Source organism: Pseudomonas sp. B21-040 (assembly GCF_024748695.1).
In the GTDB taxonomy this organism is placed as follows: Bacteria; Pseudomonadota; Gammaproteobacteria; order Pseudomonadales; family Pseudomonadaceae; genus Aquipseudomonas.
Map to the genome: position 1 here is coordinate 4,533,640 of NZ_CP087176.1, position 18,773 is coordinate 4,552,412.

Consider the following 18,773-nt stretch of genomic DNA (forward strand, 5'->3'; position numbering starts at 1 on the left):
ACGTGTAGCAGCTGGCGAAGCCTGCGTCCGGCGGCGAAGCAGCCGTAAAATCAGGCAACGCGGTCGGTCAGTAATACCGTGCTAGTAGGTTCTACGACTGCTTCGCCGCCGGACGCAGGCTTCGCCAGCTGCTACAGGGTTTGGTGATGGCTGGAAAATTGTGAGGGTGCAATGCCCAGTTCCCGGCGGAACATGTCGCTGAAACTGCTCGGCGAATAGCCCAATTCGCGCGCAATGGCACTGACCGGCACACCCTGAATCAGCTCGGCCACGGCTGTCGCCAGTTGCACCTGTCGCCGCCACTCGGCGAACCCCATGCCCAGACCGTCCTTGAACAAGCGCGCCAGGGTGCGCACGCTGGCACCGGCGCTTTCGGCGTGTTGTTCAAAAGAGATGTCCAGCGATGGCGCGGCCATGACGGCCTGACAGAGGTTGATCAGGCGTCGGTCGGAATCATCCGGCATCGGGATTTTCAACTCGGAGCGCTTGGCGCGCCTGAGTTCCAGCAGTGCAAGGCCGACCAGCGCCTCGTAATACTCGGGCGCGCCGTTGTCGCCCTGCTCCACCAACCCGACGATCAGCTCGCGCAGCAAGCCGCCAACCTCGATGACCTGAACGGTTTCGTCCAGCGTCGCGGCGAGGGACGGTCGCAGGTAGATGTTACGCATCTGCAAGTCCGAGACCACGCGAATCCCATGGGGCACGCCCGGTGGCAGCCACACCGCCCGTTGCGGCGGCACGACCAGCGCTTCATGGGGCGTTTCGACCCACATCACCCCGCTCATCGCATACAGCAACTGGCCCCAGACGTGCTCGTGTGGCTCGATGAACAAGCCGCGCGGATAGGTCCGTGCCAGTGGTTGCACGGGCACATCGGTATCACTCAGGTCGGGGGGCGCAGCAAGGGCCATGGGCAGCATTCATTGGGGTATTGAGACATTGCATGGTAACCAGCCCAACGTCTGGTCGCCACTGGTCGCCGCCACCTGACAATCCAACTGAATTTTCCGCGACACCGACGATCCCTCTATTACCACCGGGAGGAATACGGGCTTTATGAACAACACAAAACTTTTCGTCATTGAATACACCCTTCATGGCGCCCCCAAGTCATTCATCATCCGCCTGGACAAGATGGACAACGCGGAGGCCTGGCATTGGGCGAGCTGCGACGCCGGGGTGGGCCGGATCCCGCGTTTCGGCCGGGAGAAGGTGCAAAAGACCAGCAAGCCGATGGCAGAGAAGTTCGGCGTCGAGAACGTGACCTGGCGGCCAGCGAGTTAATAAAAAAGAGCGATTGAATACCTGCGGCGAGGGAGCTTGCTCCCGCGCCACAAGATCAGGTTTTAGCACTATTTCTCGTGAGCACACTTGCAGCCCTTGCTGGAGCATTCTTCGCCATGTTCATGGTGCTTGGCGCAGGCTTCGCAGCAATAGTGTTTACCGTGGCGCGCTATCGGATGCTCGCCCAGCTTGCACGAGCATTTGGGACAATCGCAGATACTGTCACTGCTGATCATGAGTCTGACTCCATTGGTGTGGTCGTCGGGGTGCCGCACGCGCGGCCCGTCTTACCAGTGTAGGAGTTTGCGTCAGCCCTGCCGCTTGCTGCTGCGATACATGAACACCAACGCCAGTCCCAGACACACCATCGCCACGATCCGGCTGTTCGACAGGTCGATGGCCGGATTACCCAGCCAGCCGAAATTGTCGATCAACATGCCCATGCCCAGTTGCCCGACAATCACCGCCACAGTCGCCACCGCCGTACCGACCCTTGGCACCGCGCCGACCATGACCATCATGTACACCACCCCAAACAGCGCGCCACTGAGTTGCCACTTCGGCACGTCCAGCAAGCTCACGGCCTGCGCCGGTTCGAAAAACAGGATCAGCAGCCCGGTAACCACCGCCCCCACCACGAAGGTCAGCAAACTGCTGCGCAACACGCCAACCGTTTCGCCCAGACGGCCATTGATCGCCGCCTGCACACTCAACACCGCACCGGCCGCCACGATTACGGCCAACAAAATAATCAGATTCATCATCAACCCCGAGCGATCAGAACAAGTGCCAAGACAATCAACAGCAACGCCAGCCAGCGTTCACCGTTGACCTTTTTGCGGCTGGCGCCGAACCAGCCAAAGTGGTCGATCAGTACGCTTTTGCCGACCTGCCCGCAGAGGATCGCGATCATGGTCATTGCAATGCCGATGTGCGGCGTGGCCAGGGTCAGCACCACCACATAAATCGGCCCGAGAAAGCCGCCGATCAACTGCCAGCGCGGCAAGGTGTTCAACGCCGGACCTTGTTGCGGGCCGCTGAACAACAGCAGCAAAAACAGAATCGCCGAGCCGACTCCGAAAATGCTCAATGTCGCCCACAAATGCCCGACCTGAACCCCGAGCGGCCCGAGCAACCCGGCCTCCACGGAAAGGCCCATGCCGGCGAGGATCACCAGCGGCAACAGCAATAGCCGCAGCCCTGGTTTGGTCGCGGGTGTGACCGCAGTGTTGATTGAAGACGCTTGCATAAGGGAAACCTGCCTGTAGAAACAATGGCCGGCATTATCCGGTGGCAGTGCTTTGCGATAAATGGGAGTAGCCTGACAACACTTTTGCGCAACTCGCACAGCAGGACGAATCATGCACGGCCTCAACGACCTCGGATTCAAGGCACTTCGGCTGTTTGTCGCGGTGCTCGACCATGGCAGTTTTTCCGAAGTGGCGCGGCGCGAAGGCCTGGCGCCCTCTTCGATTTCCCGGCAGATCCAGCTAATGGAACAAGCCCTGAGCCAGCAATTGCTCTACCGCCACACCCGCGCCGTAACGCCCACCGAAGCCGGGCGCATGCTCGGTCATCATGCGCGGCTGGTGCTGGTGCAACTGGAAGAAGCCGAGCAAGCCTTGCAAGAACAGCAAAGCGAACCTAGCGGGCTGGTGCGGATCAACGCCCCGGTGGTTTTCGGCCAACGGCACCTGACGCCGTGGCTGGGGCAATTGTGCGAGCGCTATCCGGAGCTGCAACTGGATATCCAGCAAACCGACCACTACATCGACCCGCTGCAAGAAGGTGCCGACCTGCTGTTTCGCATCGGCCCGCTGCACGACTCCAGCATGCAGGCGCGCATTCTGGCGCCTCACCGGTTTCAAGTCGCCGCCAGCCCGGCCTACCTAGAACGCCACGGCACACCGCAACACCCTGAAGACCTCGCAGCGTATCAATGCCTGGCCTACAAAGGCGCGACAGGCCTGCAACGCTGGTTTTTCCGCAAGGATCAGCAGGACTGGACGCCCTACTCGGTCAAAGGGCCGATCACCGGCAATCACGCTGACACCCTGGTTCAAGCCGCCGAACAAGGGTTGGGGTTGGTGATGTTTCCGTCATGGTTGATTGGCGAGGCAGTGCGCGAAGGCACGCTGGTGCCGGTGCTGGGGGACTTTCAGGTATCCAACAGCCTGGAGCCGCAGCAGATTGCGGTGTTGTGGCCGGGCAGCCGACGGTTGTCGGTGAAGGTGCGGACGGTGATTGATTTCTTTGTTGAATGCTTTGGGGCTGTGCCGTATTGGGACAGACCGTAGCATCAACATAAATCTATAGCAGCTGGCGCAGCCTGCGTTCGGCTGCGCAGCAGTCGTGAAATCAGTCGATGCGGTGTTTCAGGAAGACCTCGCACTCAAGGTTTACGACTGCTTCGCAGCCGAACGCAGGCTGCGCCAGCTGCTACAAAGAATGCTTAACGGCTCAGATACGGAACTGGCCGACCAGTTTGCCAAGGCGCTGGCCGAGGTCAGCCAGGCTGCGCGAAGTCTGCGCACCGAGCTGCGTTTCATCCGCCACATTGTCCACGGCGACCGCGATCTGATGCACGCTGCGGTTGATCTCTTCGGCCACTGCGGTTTGTTCTTCAGCGGCGCTGGCGATCTGTGCGTTCATCGAGTTGATGGTGCCGATCAACTGCGCCATGGTGTCGAGTGAGGCGCCCGCCTCGTTGGCCTGCGCGGACGTGCCGTCGCCGGCTTCGCTGGAACGGCGCATGGCTTCCACCGCCGATTGGGTCCCGGCCTGCAAGCGGTCGATCATGCCCTGGATTTCCTGGGTGCTGATTTGCGTACGACTGGCCAGCGCGCGAACTTCATCGGCCACCACCGCAAACCCGCGCCCCGCTTCGCCGGCACGGGCCGCTTCGATGGCGGCGTTGAGTGCCAGCAAGTTGGTTTGGTCGGCAATCGAACGGATCACACCGAGGACGCTGACAATCGACGACACGTCTTTTTGCAGGCTGTCCAACGACACACCGCTGCTGCGGATGTCGTCCACCAACGCATGAATCTTCACGATACTGCCGGCCACCACACGCTTGGCGGCCTGGCCTTCTTCGTCAGTTTGCTGTGCAGCCACGGCTGCGTTTTGTGCACTTTTGGCCACTTCCTGAGCCGCCGCCGACATTTCGTTGATCGCCGTCGCAACCTGATCGGTCTCATGGCGCTGACGTTCCATGGCCTGGTCCGAACGCTGGGCCTGGTCGGAGACCTGATTCACCAGACCGGTCAGTTGCGAGGTCATTTCGGTGATCTGGCGCACCAGACTGTGGATTTTGTCGACAAAACGGTTGAACGAGCCAGCCAGTTCACCGAGTTCATCCTGGCTGGTGATGGACAAGCGGCGCGTCAGGTCGCCCTCGCCCGCCGCGATGTCATCGAGGTTGGCTTTCATCAGGTTCAGTGGACGCAGAATGGTGTTGGCCAGCAGCAGGCCGACCGCCGCAATCACCAACAGCAGCACCGCGGCAATCCCGACAATGCTCAGCACCACGCCTTCCATGCGTTCCTGGACCTTGGCCTCCACCAGCGCGACTTGCGCTTCGATGCCATCGAGGTTGACCGACGTGCCCACCGCCATGTCCCACTTCGACAGGTATTCGGTGTAGCCGAGTTTAGGCACCAGCACCTGGGTGTTGCCGGGCAGCGGTGAGCTGTATTGCAGGTAGTGAGTACCGTCCTTGGCGACTTTCACCAGGTCGCGGTTGACGTAGACGCCGTTCGGGTCGCGGTTGTCCTTGAAGCTCTGGCCCACGCCTTCGGGGCTGTTGGCCTTGAACAGGCGCACTGTGTTGGAGTCGTAGCCGAAGAAGTAGCCTTCCTTGCCGTAGGTGATGCTCGACAGCAACTTGATCACCTGCGCGCGCGCGGCATCATCACCGGGGGCGGCCGCGTCGTAGAGCGGTTTGATCGTGGTCATGGCCACGGCAACGTAGCTTTGCAGCGTGGCCTTGGCATCGTTGAGCAGGCGCTGACGGGTTTCTTCGACTTCCTTGTGCGCCTGTTCCTGGAGGACGAAAAGCGTGGTCAGGCTGATAACCAAGGCAAAGAGCAACACCGGGAGAACGGCAAGGGACAGGACTTTAGCCTTCAGGCTCATGCGCATGACGGTTCACTCTTTTGGTTTTGTTGGCGTGGTTAAAGGCTTTAACGGCACGCCAACAAAAAACTGTAGGAGCACGGCTTGCCGGCGATGGCGATTTCAAGGACGCCATCGCCGGCAAGCCGTGCTCCTACAGGGTGGGCCAGGTTAGAGAATCATCGCCGCCACCCAGCCGAACGCCAGCAGCGGCAGGTTGTAGTGCAGGAAGGTCGGGACCACGGTGTCCCAGATGTGATGGTGCTGGCCGTCAATGTTCAAACCCGAGGTCGGGCCCAGGGTCGAGTCGGAGGCCGGCGAACCGGCATCACCCAGGGCGCCGGCCGTGCCGACGATGCACACGATCGCCAACGGGCTGAAACCCAGTTGCACGCACAACGGCACGAAAATCGCCGCCAGGATCGGCACGGTGGAGAACGACGAACCAATGCCCATGGTCACCAGCAACCCCACCAACAGCATCAACAGTGCGCCAATGCCTTTGCTGTGGTTGATCCACGAGGCCGACGATTCCACCAGCGTCTGCACCTGACCGGTGGCTTTCATTACTTCGGCGAACCCGGACGCGGCGATCATGATGAAGCCGATCATCGCCATCATCTTCATGCCTTCGGTGAACAGGTCGTCGGTTTCACGCCATTTCACAATGCCCGACACCGAGAAAATCAGGAACCCGGCCAGCGCGCCGATGATCATCGAGTCCAGCAGCAACTGAATAATGAAGGCCGCCACGATGGCGACGCCCGCGACCATCAGGCTCAGCGGGTTGTATTGCACCGCGACCTGTTCGACTTGCTCGATTTTCTCCAGGTCGTAGACGCGTTTCTTGCGATAGCTGAAAAACGCCACCGCCAGGCCGAACACCATGCCCAGTGCCGGAATACCCATGGCGTGGGTGACGTTGATGCCGCTGATGTCCACGCCGCTGCGGGCGACGTTGGCCAGCAGAATCTCGTTGAGGAAGATGTTGCCGAAGCCCACCGGCAGGAACATGTACGGGGTGATCAAACCGAAGGTCATGACGCAGGCAATCAACCGGCGATCCAGTTGCAGCTTGGTCAGCACATATAAAAGCGGCGGCACCAGCAACGGGATAAACGCGATATGTATCGGCAGAATGTTTTGCGAGGCGATGGCCACCACCCACAGCAAACCGATCAGCAGCCACTTGACTTGCCCCCCACCGCTGGCGTGCTGGCGATCAACCATCGCCAGGGCCTTGTCCGCCAGGGCGTGGGCCATGCCGGACTTGGCAATCGCCACCGCGAACGCACCGAGCAAGGCATACGACAACGCGACTGTTGCGCCGCCACCGAGGCCACTATTAAAGGCTTTGAGCGTGGCGTCGATGCCCAGGCCGCCGGTCAAACCACCCACCAGCGCGCCGACGATCAGCGCGATGACCACGTGCACGCGCGACAGACTGAGGATCAGCATGATGCCGACCGCGGCAATTACAGCATTAATCATCGTTACCTCTGGGCAAGCGAAATGAGCTCAGCCGGCAGTCTGCGAAGAGCCGCCAGCGAAGTTAAGAATGGGTTTTATTAGAGGGCGCGCACTGTGCCGCAGCACCGGCGCCTTGTCAAAGTGAACACCGTCCCTGTAGCAGCTGCCGAAGGCTGCGTCGGCCGGTCCGCGCTCGGGCGCAGCAGTCGTGAAATCAGGCAGCGCGGTGAATCAAATGAACCGAGATCACAGGGTTTACGGCTGCTACGCCCGAGCGCGGACCGGCCGACGCAGGCTTCGCCAGCTGCTACAAGTTTTGTTTCGTTTCTTATTTGAGCGCATGGATAAAGAAAGCCAAATCACGGCCGCTACAGTGCAAAGTCTCAGATATTTATCGAATAAAGGACGTCTCCATGTCGCTAAGACAACTTTCCATTCAATGGAAAATCACCCTGTTGGCCGGGCTCTGCCTGGCCGGCATCGTGACCCTGTTGGTGGGTCTTTCGCTGTATCGCATGGAGCACAGCTCCGAGATGGTGAAAGCCTCAAGCATGGAGATGCTCACCGAAGCCGCCCAGGCACGGATCGAATCCCAGGGTGAAAACCAGGCGCTGCTGATTCGTCAGCAGTTCATGGATGCCTATCAATATGGCCACGGCTTCTCGCGTCAGGTGTTGTTCCTGCGCGATCAGGCAGAAAAGCGTTTTCTGGACGCCTTCGACCTGCGTGAAGACCTGACTCGCCAGGTCAAGTCGGCGCTGCAAGCCAACCCGGAACTGCTCGGCCTGTCGCTGGTGTTCGAAGCCAACGCACTGGACGGCAAGGACGAACTGTTCACCGGTCAGGCGGAACTGGGCAGCAACGACAAGGGCCGTTTTGCCCTGTACTGGTCGCAACCGACACCGGGCAAGGTCACCTCCATGGCATTGCCGGAAAGTGACATGGCCGACACCAGCACCGGCCCCAGCGGCGAACCGGCCAACGCCTGGTTCACCTGCCCGCGCACCTCGCTCAAGCCGTGCGTGATCGAACCGTACTTCTACGTGATCGACGGCCAGAACGTGCTGATGACCAGCATCGTTTTCCCGTTGATGGTCAACGGCAAGGTCATCGCCTCGCTGTCGGTGGACATCAACCTCAACAGCCTGCAAGCCATGAGTCAGGGCGCGAGCAAAAAGCTCTACGATGGCCAGACCAATGTCAGCATCCTCAGCCCGGTCGGTTTGCTCGCCGGCTACAGCGCCGACGCCAGCAAACTCAGCCAGCGCCTGGACACCGTGGACAAAGCCAATGGTGCCGAGCTGATTCGCATGCTTGCCAGCAGCAGCAAAACCGAAAGCCTGCACAACGATCATCAGTTGAAAGTGTTGTCGCCATTCCAGCCGATTCCCGGGGGTAAATCCTGGGGCGTGCTGCTGGACGTGCCGGAAAAAGTCCTGGTCGGCCGAGCCGAAGCGCTGAAAAAACAACTCGATGAAAGCAACACCTCCGGCACCCTGATTGAGCTCAGCCTCGGCGTGCTGGCCGCGTTGATTGGCCTGATGCTGGTGTGGCTGATGGCCCGCAGCGTGACCAATCCGATCCTCGGCGTGGCGCACATGCTCGAAGACATCGCCAGCGGCGAAGGTGACCTGACCCGGCGCCTGGCCTACGACAAAAAGGATGAGTTGGGCCAGTTGGCCGGCTGGTTCAACCGTTTTCTCGACAAGCTGCAACCGATCATTGCCGAGGTAAAACGCTCGGTGCAGGACGCACGCAGCACCGCAGACCAATCATCGGCCATTGCCACCCAGACCAGCGCCGGCATGGAGCAGCAATACCGCCAGGTCGATCAGGTCGCCACCGCGTCCCACGAAATGAGCGCCACCGCCCAGGACGTTGCCCGCAGCGCCGCGCAAGCGGCACAAGCCGCCAAAGATGCGGACCAGGCGACCCGTCGCGGGTTGACCGTGATCGACCAGACCACCACCAGCATCGACCGTCTGGCCGCCGACATGAGCGCCGCCATGGTGCAAGTCGAGGGTCTGGCGGCGAACAGCGAGAAAATCGGTTCGGTACTGGAAGTGATTCGCGCGATTGCCGAGCAGACCAACCTGCTGGCCCTCAATGCCGCCATCGAAGCTGCCCGTGCGGGTGAAGCCGGGCGCGGTTTTGCCGTGGTCGCCGATGAAGTGCGCAACCTGGCGCGACGCACGCAAGAGTCGGTCGAAGAAACCCGCCTGGTGATCGAGCAATTGCAGAGCGGCACCCAGGACGTGGTCGGTTCGATGAACAACAGCCATCGCCAGGCCCAGGGCAGTGTCGATCAAGTCAGCCAGGCGGTGACCGCGCTGCGCCAGATTGGTGATGCGGTGACGGTGATCAGCGACATGAACCTGCAGATTGCGTCGGCAGCGGAAGAGCAGAGCGCGGTGGCCGAGGAGATCAACAACAACGTGGCGACCATTCGGGACGTGACGGAATCGTTGTCGGGGCAGGCCAACGAATCGGCACGGGTGAGCCAATCGCTGAACAGCCTGGCGAATCAGCAGCAGAGCTTGATGGATCAGTTCCGCGTCTGAGATCCGCCCCTCATGATCGTTCCCACGCTCTGCGTGGGAATGCCGCCTGGGACGCTCCGCGTTCCGCTGTGGGATGTGACGCAGAGCGTCACGGGATGCATTCCCACGCAGAGCGTGGGAACGATCAACGTCGCGGAGCGTGGGAACGATCAGTGCCGAGGTAACTCGATCACCACTTTCAACCCGCCCCACTCGCTCTCCTCCAATCGCATCACCCCGCCCCACGTGTCGACGATGTCGCGCACAATCCCCAGCCCCAACCCGTGGCCATCCGTTTGTTCATCCAGTCGCGTGCCGCGATTGAGCACCTGCTCGCGCTGGTCTTCGGGAATCCCCGGCCCGTCATCTTCGACGCTCAGTTCAAACCCTCCCGGCGTCTCGGCCACACTCAAGCGAACCTCGGCATCCGCCCATTTACAGGCGTTGTCCAGCAGGTTACCGAGCAGTTCGAGCAGGTCCTCACGATCCCGCGGCAGCTGCAAACCCGTCGGCGCGCGGTAGCTGAGCGCCAGGTGCTCGCCATGAATCATGTTCAGTGTCGCCAACAACCCCGGCAGTTCTTCATCGCAATCAAACAATGCCCCCGGCAGCGCGTCGCCAGCCAATCGGGCGCGGTTGAGTTCGCGATTTAGGCGTTGCTGCACCTGTTCCAACTGCTCCTTGAGGAGCTTGCGCAACGCTGGATGAGCGTCGAGTTTGTCGCTGGACGCCAGGCTCAACAACACCGCCAGCGGGGTTTTCAAGGCGTGACCGAGGTTGCCCAAGGCGTTGCGCGAACGCTTGAGGCTGTCTTCGGTGTGCGCGAGCAAATGGTTGATCTGCGCCACCAGCGGCTCCAACTCCACCGGCACCTGATCATCCAGTTGCGAGCGCTGGCCCTGCTGCAACTGGGCGATCTGTTCGCGGGCCTGTTCCAGGGGACGCAAGGCGCGGCGCACAGTGAAGCGTTGCAGCAGCAAAATCAGCAGCAGCCCGGCCAATCCCAGGCCAAGCCCCACCTGCTGCATGCGCTTGAAACTCTCGCGCACCGGGGTGTAGTCCTGAGCGACGCTGATGGAAATCGATTGGCCAAGGCGCCGATAGTCTGACCGCAACACGAGCAACTGCTGGCCTTCGGGCCCCAGCTGCAAGTTGCTGTGCATGCCCGGATGTTCAAGCATGGGCAGTTCCTGATCCCACAGCGAACGGGAGCGCCAGTGGGTATCGTCGAAATCGATGCGAAAGTAGTGCCCGGAAAACGGTCGTTGGTAGGCTGGCGACAGGTGCCGCTCCTCCAGTTGCAACCCTTGCGGCCCGCGTACCAGCGCCAACAGCAGGTTTTCACTGTCATTGCGCAGCCCCGCTTCGAGGTAACGCTGCAAGCCCATTTCAAACAACCACAAACTGGTTTGAGCCAGCACCAGGCCGACAACGACCATGACGCTGATCAGGCCCAGGCTCAAGCTGCGCTGAATCGACTTCACTGAGCCGCCCCGCCGAACACGTAACCCTGACCGCGACGGGTTTCGATCACACTGCGCCCCAGCTTGCGCCGCAGGTGGTTGACGTGAACTTCCAGCACGTTGGAGTCGCGCTCGGTTTCACCGTCGTAGAGGTGTTCGGCGAGGTGGCTTTTGGAAAGGATCTGTTCGGGGTGCAGCATGAAATAGCGCAGCAGGCGAAACTCGGCGGCTGTGAGCTGAATGTCGGCACCGTCGCGAGTCACGCACTGGCGGCCTTCGTCCAGGTGCAGCCCGGCGGCCTTGAGCGTCGGTTGATTGGCCTGACCGTGGGAGCGACGCAGCAGCGCCTGGACCCGCAGGTGCAGTTCTTCAGGGTGGAACGGCTTGGTCAGGTAATCGTCGGCACCGGCCTTGAGGCCTTCAATGCGTTCGGCCCAGGACCCGCGCGCGGTGAGGATCAGCACCGGCGTCGACAAGCCGCCGGTGCGCCATTGCTCCAACACCTCAAGCCCCGGCAAACCGGGCAGGCCGAGGTCGAGAATAATCAGGTCATAGGGCTCGCTGCTGCCCTGATACACCGCATCGCGACCGTCGGCCAGCCAGTCCACGGCGTAACCCTGGCGAATGAGGCCGGCGAGTAATTCGTCGGCCAGCGGCACGTGGTCTTCCACCAGCAGCAATCGCATCGATCAGTCTTCCTTGTCTTTGAGTAAACGCCCGGTGGTGGCGTCGATGTCCAGTTCGCGGACCACACCTTCGGCGGTCAGCAGTTCGACTTCATAAATGTAGACGTCGTGTTTTTCTTCAAGCTCGGCTTCCAGCAATTTCGAGCCGGGGTAGCGATCCAGTGCCTGCTGCAGCAGTTGCTCCAGCGGCAGAATCACACCCTGTTGACGCAGGCGCAGGGCTTCGTCCTGATCAAGGTCGCGGGCCAGGGCCACCGAACAAAACGCCAGAAGCACCAGCGCCATGCGTGAAAATGAAAACACCTTCATTACGTATCCTGATGATCCTTGAGAACCTGCCCACTGACAGCGTCTAATTCCAGTTCCCACTCGATGCCCTGTGGGTCGCGCAGCTCAACCTGATAAATGTACTTGCCATACGCGTCTTCCAGTTCGGTCTGGGTAACGGTCGAACCGGGGTGTTTGGCCAGCGCCGTGGCGTTGAGCTTCTCGAAAGACACAATGGTACCAGCGTCACGCAGCCTCAGGGCTTCGTCGGGGCCCAGGTCGCGAGCGTGGGCGAGGCTGGCGGTCATGGCGATGATCGAGGCGCAGAACAGGGCAGTCTGGGTGTTCATGGGTGTCTCCGGGTTTTTATGTGTTGCAGCACCGGACACCTTAGCGAGCTGAACTTAATTGAAACTGAATGGCCATCATTGGAACAACACACCACGAAATTGCAGATCTGCACAAACCCTGTGGGAGCGAGCTTGCTCGCGATAGCGGTGTATCAGTCACCATCAGTGGTGAATTTGAGACCGCAATCGCGAGCAAGCTCGCACACAGTGGATGGGTGGTGTTGCCTGAACTGCTTATAATCTTGCGCTTGCCAACAATCGAGACCGGTATGACCGCTATCCACATCAAGTTCCCCTCCCTGACCCTCAAGGCCGGCCCGCGTGCCATGGCGCGTATCCGTGAAAACGGCTTGAGCGCCGCCGATGTCGGCACGCTGCCGGGTGCCGCCGGTGGCCCCAAGGCCCTGGGGATTCAAGGTCTGGACCTGGCGTTGTTTGGCGAATGGCTGCCGGCCGCGCCTCGGGAGCGTTCGCTGATTGGCGCCTCGGTCGGTTCCTGGCGCTTTGCCAGCGCGTGCCTGCCGGATGCCGCCGAAGGCATCCGGCGCCTCGGTCACTTGTACACCGAGCAGAACTTTGCCAAGGGCGTGACCATGGCGCAGATCAGCCAGAGTTCCCGGCGCATGCTCGATGAATTGCTCGACGGCCGCGACGCCTCGATCCTGAGCAACGCCCATTACCGGCTGAACATCATGGTGGTCAAAAGCCACGGACGCCTGGCCGACGATCATCGTGGCCGGCTCGGGTTGGCGCTCGGCTCAGTGATCGCCGACAACTTGCGTGCTCGCGCGCGGCTGTCGCGGCATTTCGAACGGCTGATCATCCACGACCCGCGCCTGGCCCCGCCGGTCAATGCACTGAATGACTTCCCGTCGCGCTTTGTCGCATTGAGTGCCGGCAACCTGCGCCAGGCCTTGCTCGCGTCGGGCTCGATCCCGATGGTGATGGAAGGCGTGCGCGATTTGCCAGGGGCCGGCAAGGGGACGTTCCGCGATGGCGGCTTGCTGGATTACCACCTTGATCTGCCCTACAGCGGCAACGACATCGTGCTGTACCCGCACTTCACCGACCGGGTGATTCCCGGCTGGTTCGACAAGACGTTGCCGTGGCGCCGTGCCTGCCCCGCGCGGTTGCAAGATGTTCTGCTACTGGCGCCGTCGAAGGATTATCTGGCGCGCTTGCCCTACGGCAAACTGCCGGACCGTAACGATTTCAAGCGTTTCATGGGCGACGCGCCGGGCCGGCAGAAATACTGGCGTGCCGCGATGGATGAAAGCCGTCGCCTCGGTGATGAGTTCCTCGAACTGGCCGCCAATGGTCGCCTCGGCGAGCGCTTGCTGACCCTTTAGTCAGTGTTTTGCCCAGAGCTCTGTTAAACTCGCCACCTGCCCACATCGCCGCGGCGATCGCCACCTGACAGAGCTCAAATCACTGTGGAAATCTTCAAAGAGTTTACGTTCGAATCCGCCCACCGCCTGCCTCACGTACCGGAAGGCCACAAGTGCGGTCGCCTGCACGGTCACTCGTTCAAAGTGGCGATCCACTTGAGCGGCGACATCGACCCGCACACTGGCTGGATCCGTGACTTCTCGGAAATCAAGGCGATCTTCAAGCCACTCTACGAGCGTCTGGACCACAACTACCTGAACGACATTCCCGGTCTGGAAAACCCGACCAGTGAAGTCCTGGCCAAATTCATCTGGAATGAATTGAAGCCCCTGCTGCCGGAACTGAGCGCGATCCGTATCCACGAGACGTGCACCAGCGGCTGCATCTATCACGGCGAGTAACCCGGCTCACTCCTACAATGAAACGGCGTTTCGTCAGTGAATGATCAAACCACCCTCAGCGGTGGTTTTTTTATGCCTATGCTTTTCGGGTTCGCACCCGCCAAGAGGACAGGCACATGGCTGACTGGTTGCTGGACCGCCAATACCGCTTCAATGGGCACCGGATTCACTACGCCGTTCACGGCGATGGCCCGCCGCTGGTGTTCGTACACGGCACCCCCTTCTCTTCTTATGTGTGGCACCGGATCGCCCCGCACTTCATCGCCACACACCGCGTGCATTATTTCGACCTGCTGGGTTATGGCCAATCCGAGAAAATCGACGGCGACGTGTCGCTGGGCGTGCAGAACGAGTTGTTGGCGCATTTGCTCGATCACTGGGCAATCGAACGGCCAGACGTGGTGGCCCACGATTTCGGTGGCGCCACGGCCCTGCGCGCGCATCTGTTGAACGGCAAGGATTACCGCAGCCTCACGCTGATCGACCCGGTAGCGCTGTCGCCCTGGGGTTCGCCGTTCGTGCAGCATGTGCGTCAGCATGAAGCGGCGTTCAGTGGCGTACCCGATTACATTCAGCAGGCCATCGTGCCGGCCTACATTCGCGGGGCGATCAAACGCGACATGACCGATGAAGAACTCGCGCCTTACGTGCAACCCTGGCTGGGTGATCCGGGGCAAGCGGCGTTTTACCGGCAGATTGCGCAGATGGACGAACGCTATACCCGCGAGGTCGAAGGGTTGTACCCGACCATTCGATGCCCGGTGCAGATTCTGTGGGGCGAGGATGACCAGTGGATCCCCATCGAGCGAGGACGGGCCTTGCACCAGATGATTGCTGGCTCGCAATTTCACCCGATCCCCAATGCCGGGCATCTGGTTCAGGAAGATGTGCCGGAAGCGATTGTCGCCGCATTGCTGAAATTCTTGCCCCTGGCGCAATGACCCCACAATCCCCCTGTAGGAGTGAGCCGGCTCACTCCTACAAGAGCAGTGTTGTGTTTCGTCACGCGGCACTAGCAAGGATCGCCACTGCCGCGCTAATTTAGAGTCATCAACCCAAAGGACTCACCTCATGCACATCATCAACGCCCGCCTGCGCAACCAAGAAGGCCTGCATGAGTTGCACCTGGAAAACGGCCTGATCCGTACCATTGCCCGCCAGACCGAAGCCCCGACCCTGGGGCCCGACGATCTGGACGCCGGTGGCAACCTGGTGGTGCCTCCTTTCGTCGAACCGCACATTCACCTCGACGCCACCCTGACCGCCGGCGAGCCGCGCTGGAACATGAGCGGCACACTGTTCGAAGGCATCGAGTGCTGGGGCGAGCGCAAGGTCACGATCACCGAGGAAGACACCAGGACCCGCGCCACAAAAACCATCCAGACCCTCGCCGCCCACGGCATTCAGCATGTGCGCACCCACGTCGACGTCACCGACCCGCAACTCACCGCGCTCAAGGCCATGCTCGAGGTGCGCGAGCAAAGCCGTCACCTGATCGACATGCAAATCGTCGCGTTCCCGCAGGAAGGCATCGAGTCCTACCGCAATGGCCGCGAGTTGATGGAAGAAGCGATCCGCATGGGCGCCGATGTGGTCGGTGGCATTCCGCACTTCGAGTACACCCGCGATCAGGGTGTCAGCTCAGTGAAGTTCCTGATGGACCTGGCTGAACGCACCGGCTGCCTGGTGGACGTGCACTGCGACGAAACCGACGACCCGCATTCACGTTTCCTCGAAGTGCTGGCCGAAGAAGCCCGCAGTCGCGACATGGGCTCGCGGGTCACCGCCAGCCACACCACGGCGATGGGCTCTTACGACAACGCTTACTGCGCCAAGCTGTTTCGCCTGCTCGGGCATTCGGGAATCAGTTTTGTCTCCTGCCCGACCGAAAGCATTCACCTGCAAGGACGCTTCGACACCTTTCCGAAACGCCGTGGCGTGACACGGGTCAACGAGTTGCTCGAAGCGGGGATGAACGTGTGTTTCGGCCAGGACTCGATCGTTGACCCGTGGTATCCGCTGGGCAATGGCAACATCCTGCGGGTGCTCGAAGCGGGGCTGCACATCTGCCATATGCTCGGGTATCGCAACCTGCAAAGCGCACTGGACCTGGTCACCGACAACAGCGCCAGGGCGATGAACCTCGGCGATCGTTATGGCCTGGAAGCCGGGCGGCCGGCGAACTTGCTGGTGCTGTCGGCGGACAGCGATTATGAGGTGATTCGCAGTCAGGGCCTGCCGCTGTATTCGGTTCGCGGGGGCAAGTTGCTGATGAAGCGGACGATGCCCGTGGTCGAGTTCATTGGTCTGAGCTGAAAACTGCGTCGACGTTGATGGCCTCATCGCGGGCAAGCCACGCGCCCACAGTGGAATGCATTCCAAATGTGGGAGCGTGGCTTGCCCGCGATAGCAATCTTGAATTCAACCCATCAACCGCGCCGTACCAAACAGCCTGACTCGAGTCAATTCCCCTGCTGATTCTTCCAACAAAATCGGCGCCGTGCCCCCAGGCATCACAACGCTCACGGCCCCCGCCGCCACCCAACCGACCGACCACGCCGCGCACGCCACCGCACTGGCGCTGGTGCCCGATGACGCCGTCGGCCCTTCCCCGCGCTCAAACACCCTCGCAACCACCCGGCCTTCAGATTCAAGCATCGCCCATTGCAGGTTCACCCCCGCCGGACACGGCGCCCCTGCCCCGGTCGGCAAGGCATACGCAATGAGCAGCAGTCCTTGCGCCAACGGTGCTTCACGCATCTGCTCATTACTCGGCAACGCGGCAGCGTCCGCCACCAGCGTCACGCAATGAGGATTGCCGATGCGCACAAACTGGCTGCGGCTCCACGCCGGTTCGAGCGCGGCCAATGGCGCCACATGGCTGACATCACACCCCTTCAACAACTCGCCTTCAATCCCCTGCGCACCCACGGCTTGCGGCCCGAACGACGGTTTGCCCAAATCCAGCCAGAACCCGTGCACGCCCTCGACCTCGGCCGGTATGACGGTCGTTTCAACCGGCGAAACCGCGTCAGCCTTGTCGTGATGAACCCGCAGCAGGCAGGCACCCTCCTTCGGCATCAAGCCTTGCTCGCTCAGTGACTGGGAAAAGATCGTCAGCCCATTGCCACTGCGTTCGGCCAGTGTGCCGTCGGTGTTGACGATCAGCAGGTCATAAGGTGGCGCCGATTGAAACGGCCCGACCAGCAAACCGTCGCTGCGATGATCTTTGCTGCCGGGCGGTTGAGTACCGGGCGCCCAGGCGCAGAACGTCTCGATGGCCGCCAGTCCCCATTTCTCACGGGTTTGCGCGGCAAGGTCGGCCTGTTCAGGTAATTCGATACCGCTTGCGCGCACGGCGTCAGGCGCCACGACGATATAAATATTGCCTCGCGCATCGTACATCCCCGCCATGTCGCCTCCTGCCTGAGCAATCAAAGTGTCGACGATATCGCGAAACAACCGCTGGCTGTGCAAGGATGTGGACCTGCCTGACCGCGAACCGCTGCGGACACTGACCGAACCCCGCGGGTCAGTCGGTGTCCTTTGGGGACGCGACGTTTTTTGCCAAGGATTGATATGACCAACCTTCACACCCAAACCCCGCTGGTTCCCGGCCGTCTGGAGCAGATGTCCACGCGCATCGCGTTCTTCATCGCCGGTCTCGGCATCGCCGCCTGGGCGCCGCTGGTGCCTTACGCCAAGGCACGGGCCGGGCTGGAGGAAGGGACGCTCGGTTTGCTGCTGTTGAGCCTGGGGGTCGGTTCGATTCTGGCGATGCCGATGGCCGGGTTGCTGGCCGCGCGCTTCGGTTGCCGGCGAGTGGCCACCGGGGGGGCGTTGTTGATTTGCGTGGCATTACCGCTACTGGCGACGGTGTCGTCCATACCGGGGTTGATCGCCGCGTTATTCATGTTCGGCGCCGGTCTCGGCACGGTGGATTCGACCGTCAACCTGCAAGCGGTGATCGTCGAGCGAGCCAGCGGCAAGAACATGATGTCGGGGTTTCACGGGATGTTCAGCCTGGGCGGGATTGTTGGCGCGGCCGGTGTCAGTGGCCTGCTTGGCCTTGGGTTTTCACCGCTGGGCGCGATGGCCGTGGTCATTGTGGTGCTGGTACTGGCGTTGCTCAAGGCGGCGCCCCACCTGTTGCCCTATGGCAGCGAAAGCACAGGGCCTGCGTTTGCCGTGCCCCATGGCATCGTGCTGTTTATTGGCGGGATGTGCTTCATCGTGTTCCTGGCCGAAGGCGCGGCTCTCGACTGGAGTGCGGTATTTCTGGCGCAGGAACGCGGGATCGATACCGCGTATGCGGGACTTGGGTATGCGGCATTTGCACTGACCATGACGGCCGGGCGCTTAACCGGTGACCGGATTGTCCGACGCCTTGGTTCGACGCGGGTGATTGTGTTTGGCGGGCTGACAGCCGCGACGGGCCTGGCGTTGGCCACGTTCGCACCGGCCTGGGAAGCAGCGCTGGCCGGTTATGCGTTATTGGGCGCGGGGTGTTCCAACATTGTGCCGGTGCTGTACACCGCCGTCGGTAAACAAACGGTCATGCCCGAACACATTGCCGTGCCGGCCATCACTACGTTGGGCTATGCGGGCATCCTCGCCGGCCCGGCCGTGATCGGATTTATCGCCCATGGCAGCAGCTTGAGTTTTGCCTTCGGCTTGATGGCATTGCTGCTGGTGGCGGTGGCGATTGGCGGGAAAGTGTTGAGAGCCTGAAACAGCAATCGCGGGCAAGCCCGCTCCCACATTTGTTTTGTGTCGTTCACAAAACCTGTAGGAGCGGGCTTGGTCC

General features: G+C 61.2%; 19 protein-coding genes and 1 pseudogene. 9 read left to right on the plus strand and 11 right to left on the minus strand.

The features are described 5' to 3' along the window. Positions 1-131: 131 nt before the first annotated feature. Positions 132-911: a helix-turn-helix domain-containing protein gene (locus LOY55_RS20750; protein ID WP_177412274.1), complete on the minus strand. Its 780-nt coding sequence runs from the start codon at positions 909-911 to the stop codon at positions 132-134. Positions 912-1,056: 145 nt separating this feature from the next. Here LOY55_RS20750 and LOY55_RS20755 point away from each other — a divergent pair, with 145 nt between their 5' ends. Further along, complete coding sequence (locus tag LOY55_RS20755; RefSeq protein ID WP_109787242.1) at positions 1,057-1,284, plus strand: DUF6555 family protein; 228 nt, start codon at positions 1,057-1,059, stop codon at positions 1,282-1,284. Between the two features lie 68 nt (positions 1,285-1,352). On the opposite strand, the gene LOY55_RS20760 is transcribed toward LOY55_RS20755, so the two are convergent. The 3 genes from LOY55_RS20760 to LOY55_RS20770 form a co-directional block, all read right to left on the minus strand. Then, positions 1,353-1,520: a metallothionein gene (locus LOY55_RS20760; protein ID WP_081744005.1), complete on the minus strand. Its 168-nt coding sequence runs from the start codon at positions 1,518-1,520 to the stop codon at positions 1,353-1,355. Positions 1,521-1,592: 72 nt separating this feature from the next. Then, positions 1,593-2,048 (minus strand): DMT family transporter, encoded by a 456-nt coding sequence (locus LOY55_RS20765; RefSeq protein WP_223522503.1) that lies wholly within the window; start codon positions 2,046-2,048, stop codon positions 1,593-1,595. Next, positions 2,048-2,533, minus strand: a complete 486-nt coding sequence (locus tag LOY55_RS20770; protein ID WP_223522502.1) for a DMT family transporter — start codon at positions 2,531-2,533, stop codon at positions 2,048-2,050. Before LOY55_RS20770 ends, LOY55_RS20765 begins: the two co-directional genes overlap by 1 nt. 112 nt (positions 2,534-2,645) lie before the next feature. Between LOY55_RS20770 and LOY55_RS20775 the strand changes: the two genes are divergently transcribed. Then, entirely contained in the window at positions 2,646-3,581 is a 936-nt protein-coding gene (locus LOY55_RS20775) for a LysR family transcriptional regulator (RefSeq protein WP_223522501.1), read from the plus strand. Between the two features lie 163 nt (positions 3,582-3,744). Here the strand turns inward: LOY55_RS20775 and LOY55_RS20780 are convergent, their stop codons facing one another. Then, positions 3,745-5,427 carry a methyl-accepting chemotaxis protein gene (locus LOY55_RS20780; protein WP_046032740.1) on the minus strand — a complete coding sequence of 561 codons (1,683 nt, stop codon included), beginning with the start codon at positions 5,425-5,427 and terminating at the stop codon, positions 3,745-3,747. A gap of 144 nt (positions 5,428-5,571) precedes the next feature. Then, the gene (locus LOY55_RS20785; protein WP_185044997.1) at positions 5,572-6,888 is read right to left on the minus strand and encodes a Na+/H+ antiporter family protein; all 1,317 of its coding nucleotides are present in this window, start codon (positions 6,886-6,888) and stop codon (positions 5,572-5,574) included. Positions 6,889-8,426: 1,538 nt separating this feature from the next. Between LOY55_RS20785 and LOY55_RS31250 the strand changes: the two are divergent. Both LOY55_RS31250 and LOY55_RS31255 read left to right on the plus strand, forming a co-directional pair. After that, a pseudogene (locus LOY55_RS31250) lies at positions 8,427-8,573 on the plus strand (HAMP domain-containing protein); the annotation flags it as partial. Positions 8,574-8,675: 102 nt separating this feature from the next. Then, the gene (locus LOY55_RS31255) at positions 8,676-9,431 is read left to right on the plus strand and encodes a methyl-accepting chemotaxis protein (RefSeq protein ID WP_371916734.1); all 756 of its coding nucleotides are present in this window, start codon (positions 8,676-8,678) and stop codon (positions 9,429-9,431) included. Between the two features lie 149 nt (positions 9,432-9,580). On the opposite strand, the gene LOY55_RS20795 is transcribed toward LOY55_RS31255, so the two are convergent. The 4 genes from LOY55_RS20795 to LOY55_RS20810 are packed head-to-tail and all read right to left on the minus strand — an operon-like array spanning position 9,581 to position 12,176. Beyond that, entirely contained in the window at positions 9,581-10,894 is a 1,314-nt protein-coding gene (locus tag LOY55_RS20795) for a sensor histidine kinase (protein ID WP_223522664.1), read from the minus strand. Continuing rightward, the gene (locus LOY55_RS20800) at positions 10,891-11,559 is read right to left on the minus strand and encodes a response regulator transcription factor (RefSeq protein WP_046032736.1); all 669 of its coding nucleotides are present in this window, start codon (positions 11,557-11,559) and stop codon (positions 10,891-10,893) included. The genes LOY55_RS20795 and LOY55_RS20800 overlap by 4 nt, the downstream gene beginning before the upstream one ends. A gap of 3 nt (positions 11,560-11,562) precedes the next feature. Next, a complete protein-coding gene (locus LOY55_RS20805) occupies positions 11,563-11,868 on the minus strand; it encodes a PepSY domain-containing protein (protein WP_046032735.1) in 306 nt (101 codons plus the stop codon). Then, complete coding sequence (locus LOY55_RS20810) at positions 11,868-12,176, minus strand: PepSY domain-containing protein (protein ID WP_046032734.1); 309 nt, start codon at positions 12,174-12,176, stop codon at positions 11,868-11,870. The genes LOY55_RS20805 and LOY55_RS20810 overlap by 1 nt, the downstream gene beginning before the upstream one ends. A 269-nt stretch (positions 12,177-12,445) precedes the next feature. On the opposite strand from LOY55_RS20810, the gene LOY55_RS20815 reads away from it, so the two are divergent. From LOY55_RS20815 to codA, 4 genes are all read left to right on the plus strand, one after another. Continuing rightward, positions 12,446-13,525, plus strand: coding sequence for a patatin-like phospholipase family protein (locus tag LOY55_RS20815; protein ID WP_223522663.1), 1,080 nt, complete (start codon positions 12,446-12,448; stop codon positions 13,523-13,525). An 84-nt stretch (positions 13,526-13,609) separates the two neighbouring features. Next, positions 13,610-13,966: a 6-carboxytetrahydropterin synthase QueD gene (queD, locus tag LOY55_RS20820; protein ID WP_077431745.1), complete on the plus strand. Its 357-nt coding sequence runs from the start codon at positions 13,610-13,612 to the stop codon at positions 13,964-13,966. A gap of 116 nt (positions 13,967-14,082) precedes the next feature. Then, on the plus strand, positions 14,083-14,907 hold the full coding sequence (locus tag LOY55_RS20825) for an alpha/beta fold hydrolase (protein WP_223522662.1): 825 nt from the start codon (positions 14,083-14,085) through the stop codon (positions 14,905-14,907). A 130-nt stretch (positions 14,908-15,037) separates the two neighbouring features. Then, positions 15,038-16,282: a cytosine deaminase gene (gene codA / locus LOY55_RS20830; RefSeq protein ID WP_223522661.1), complete on the plus strand. Its 1,245-nt coding sequence runs from the start codon at positions 15,038-15,040 to the stop codon at positions 16,280-16,282. Between the two features lie 105 nt (positions 16,283-16,387). Here codA and LOY55_RS20835 read toward each other — a convergent pair whose 3' ends face one another. Next, positions 16,388-17,380: a diaminopimelate epimerase gene (locus LOY55_RS20835; protein ID WP_223522660.1), complete on the minus strand. Its 993-nt coding sequence runs from the start codon at positions 17,378-17,380 to the stop codon at positions 16,388-16,390. Between the two features lie 165 nt (positions 17,381-17,545). On the opposite strand from LOY55_RS20835, the gene LOY55_RS20840 reads away from it, so the two are divergent. After that, on the plus strand, positions 17,546-18,697 hold the full coding sequence (locus LOY55_RS20840; RefSeq protein ID WP_223522659.1) for an MFS transporter: 1,152 nt from the start codon (positions 17,546-17,548) through the stop codon (positions 18,695-18,697). The last annotated feature ends 76 nt before the right edge of the window (positions 18,698-18,773 follow it).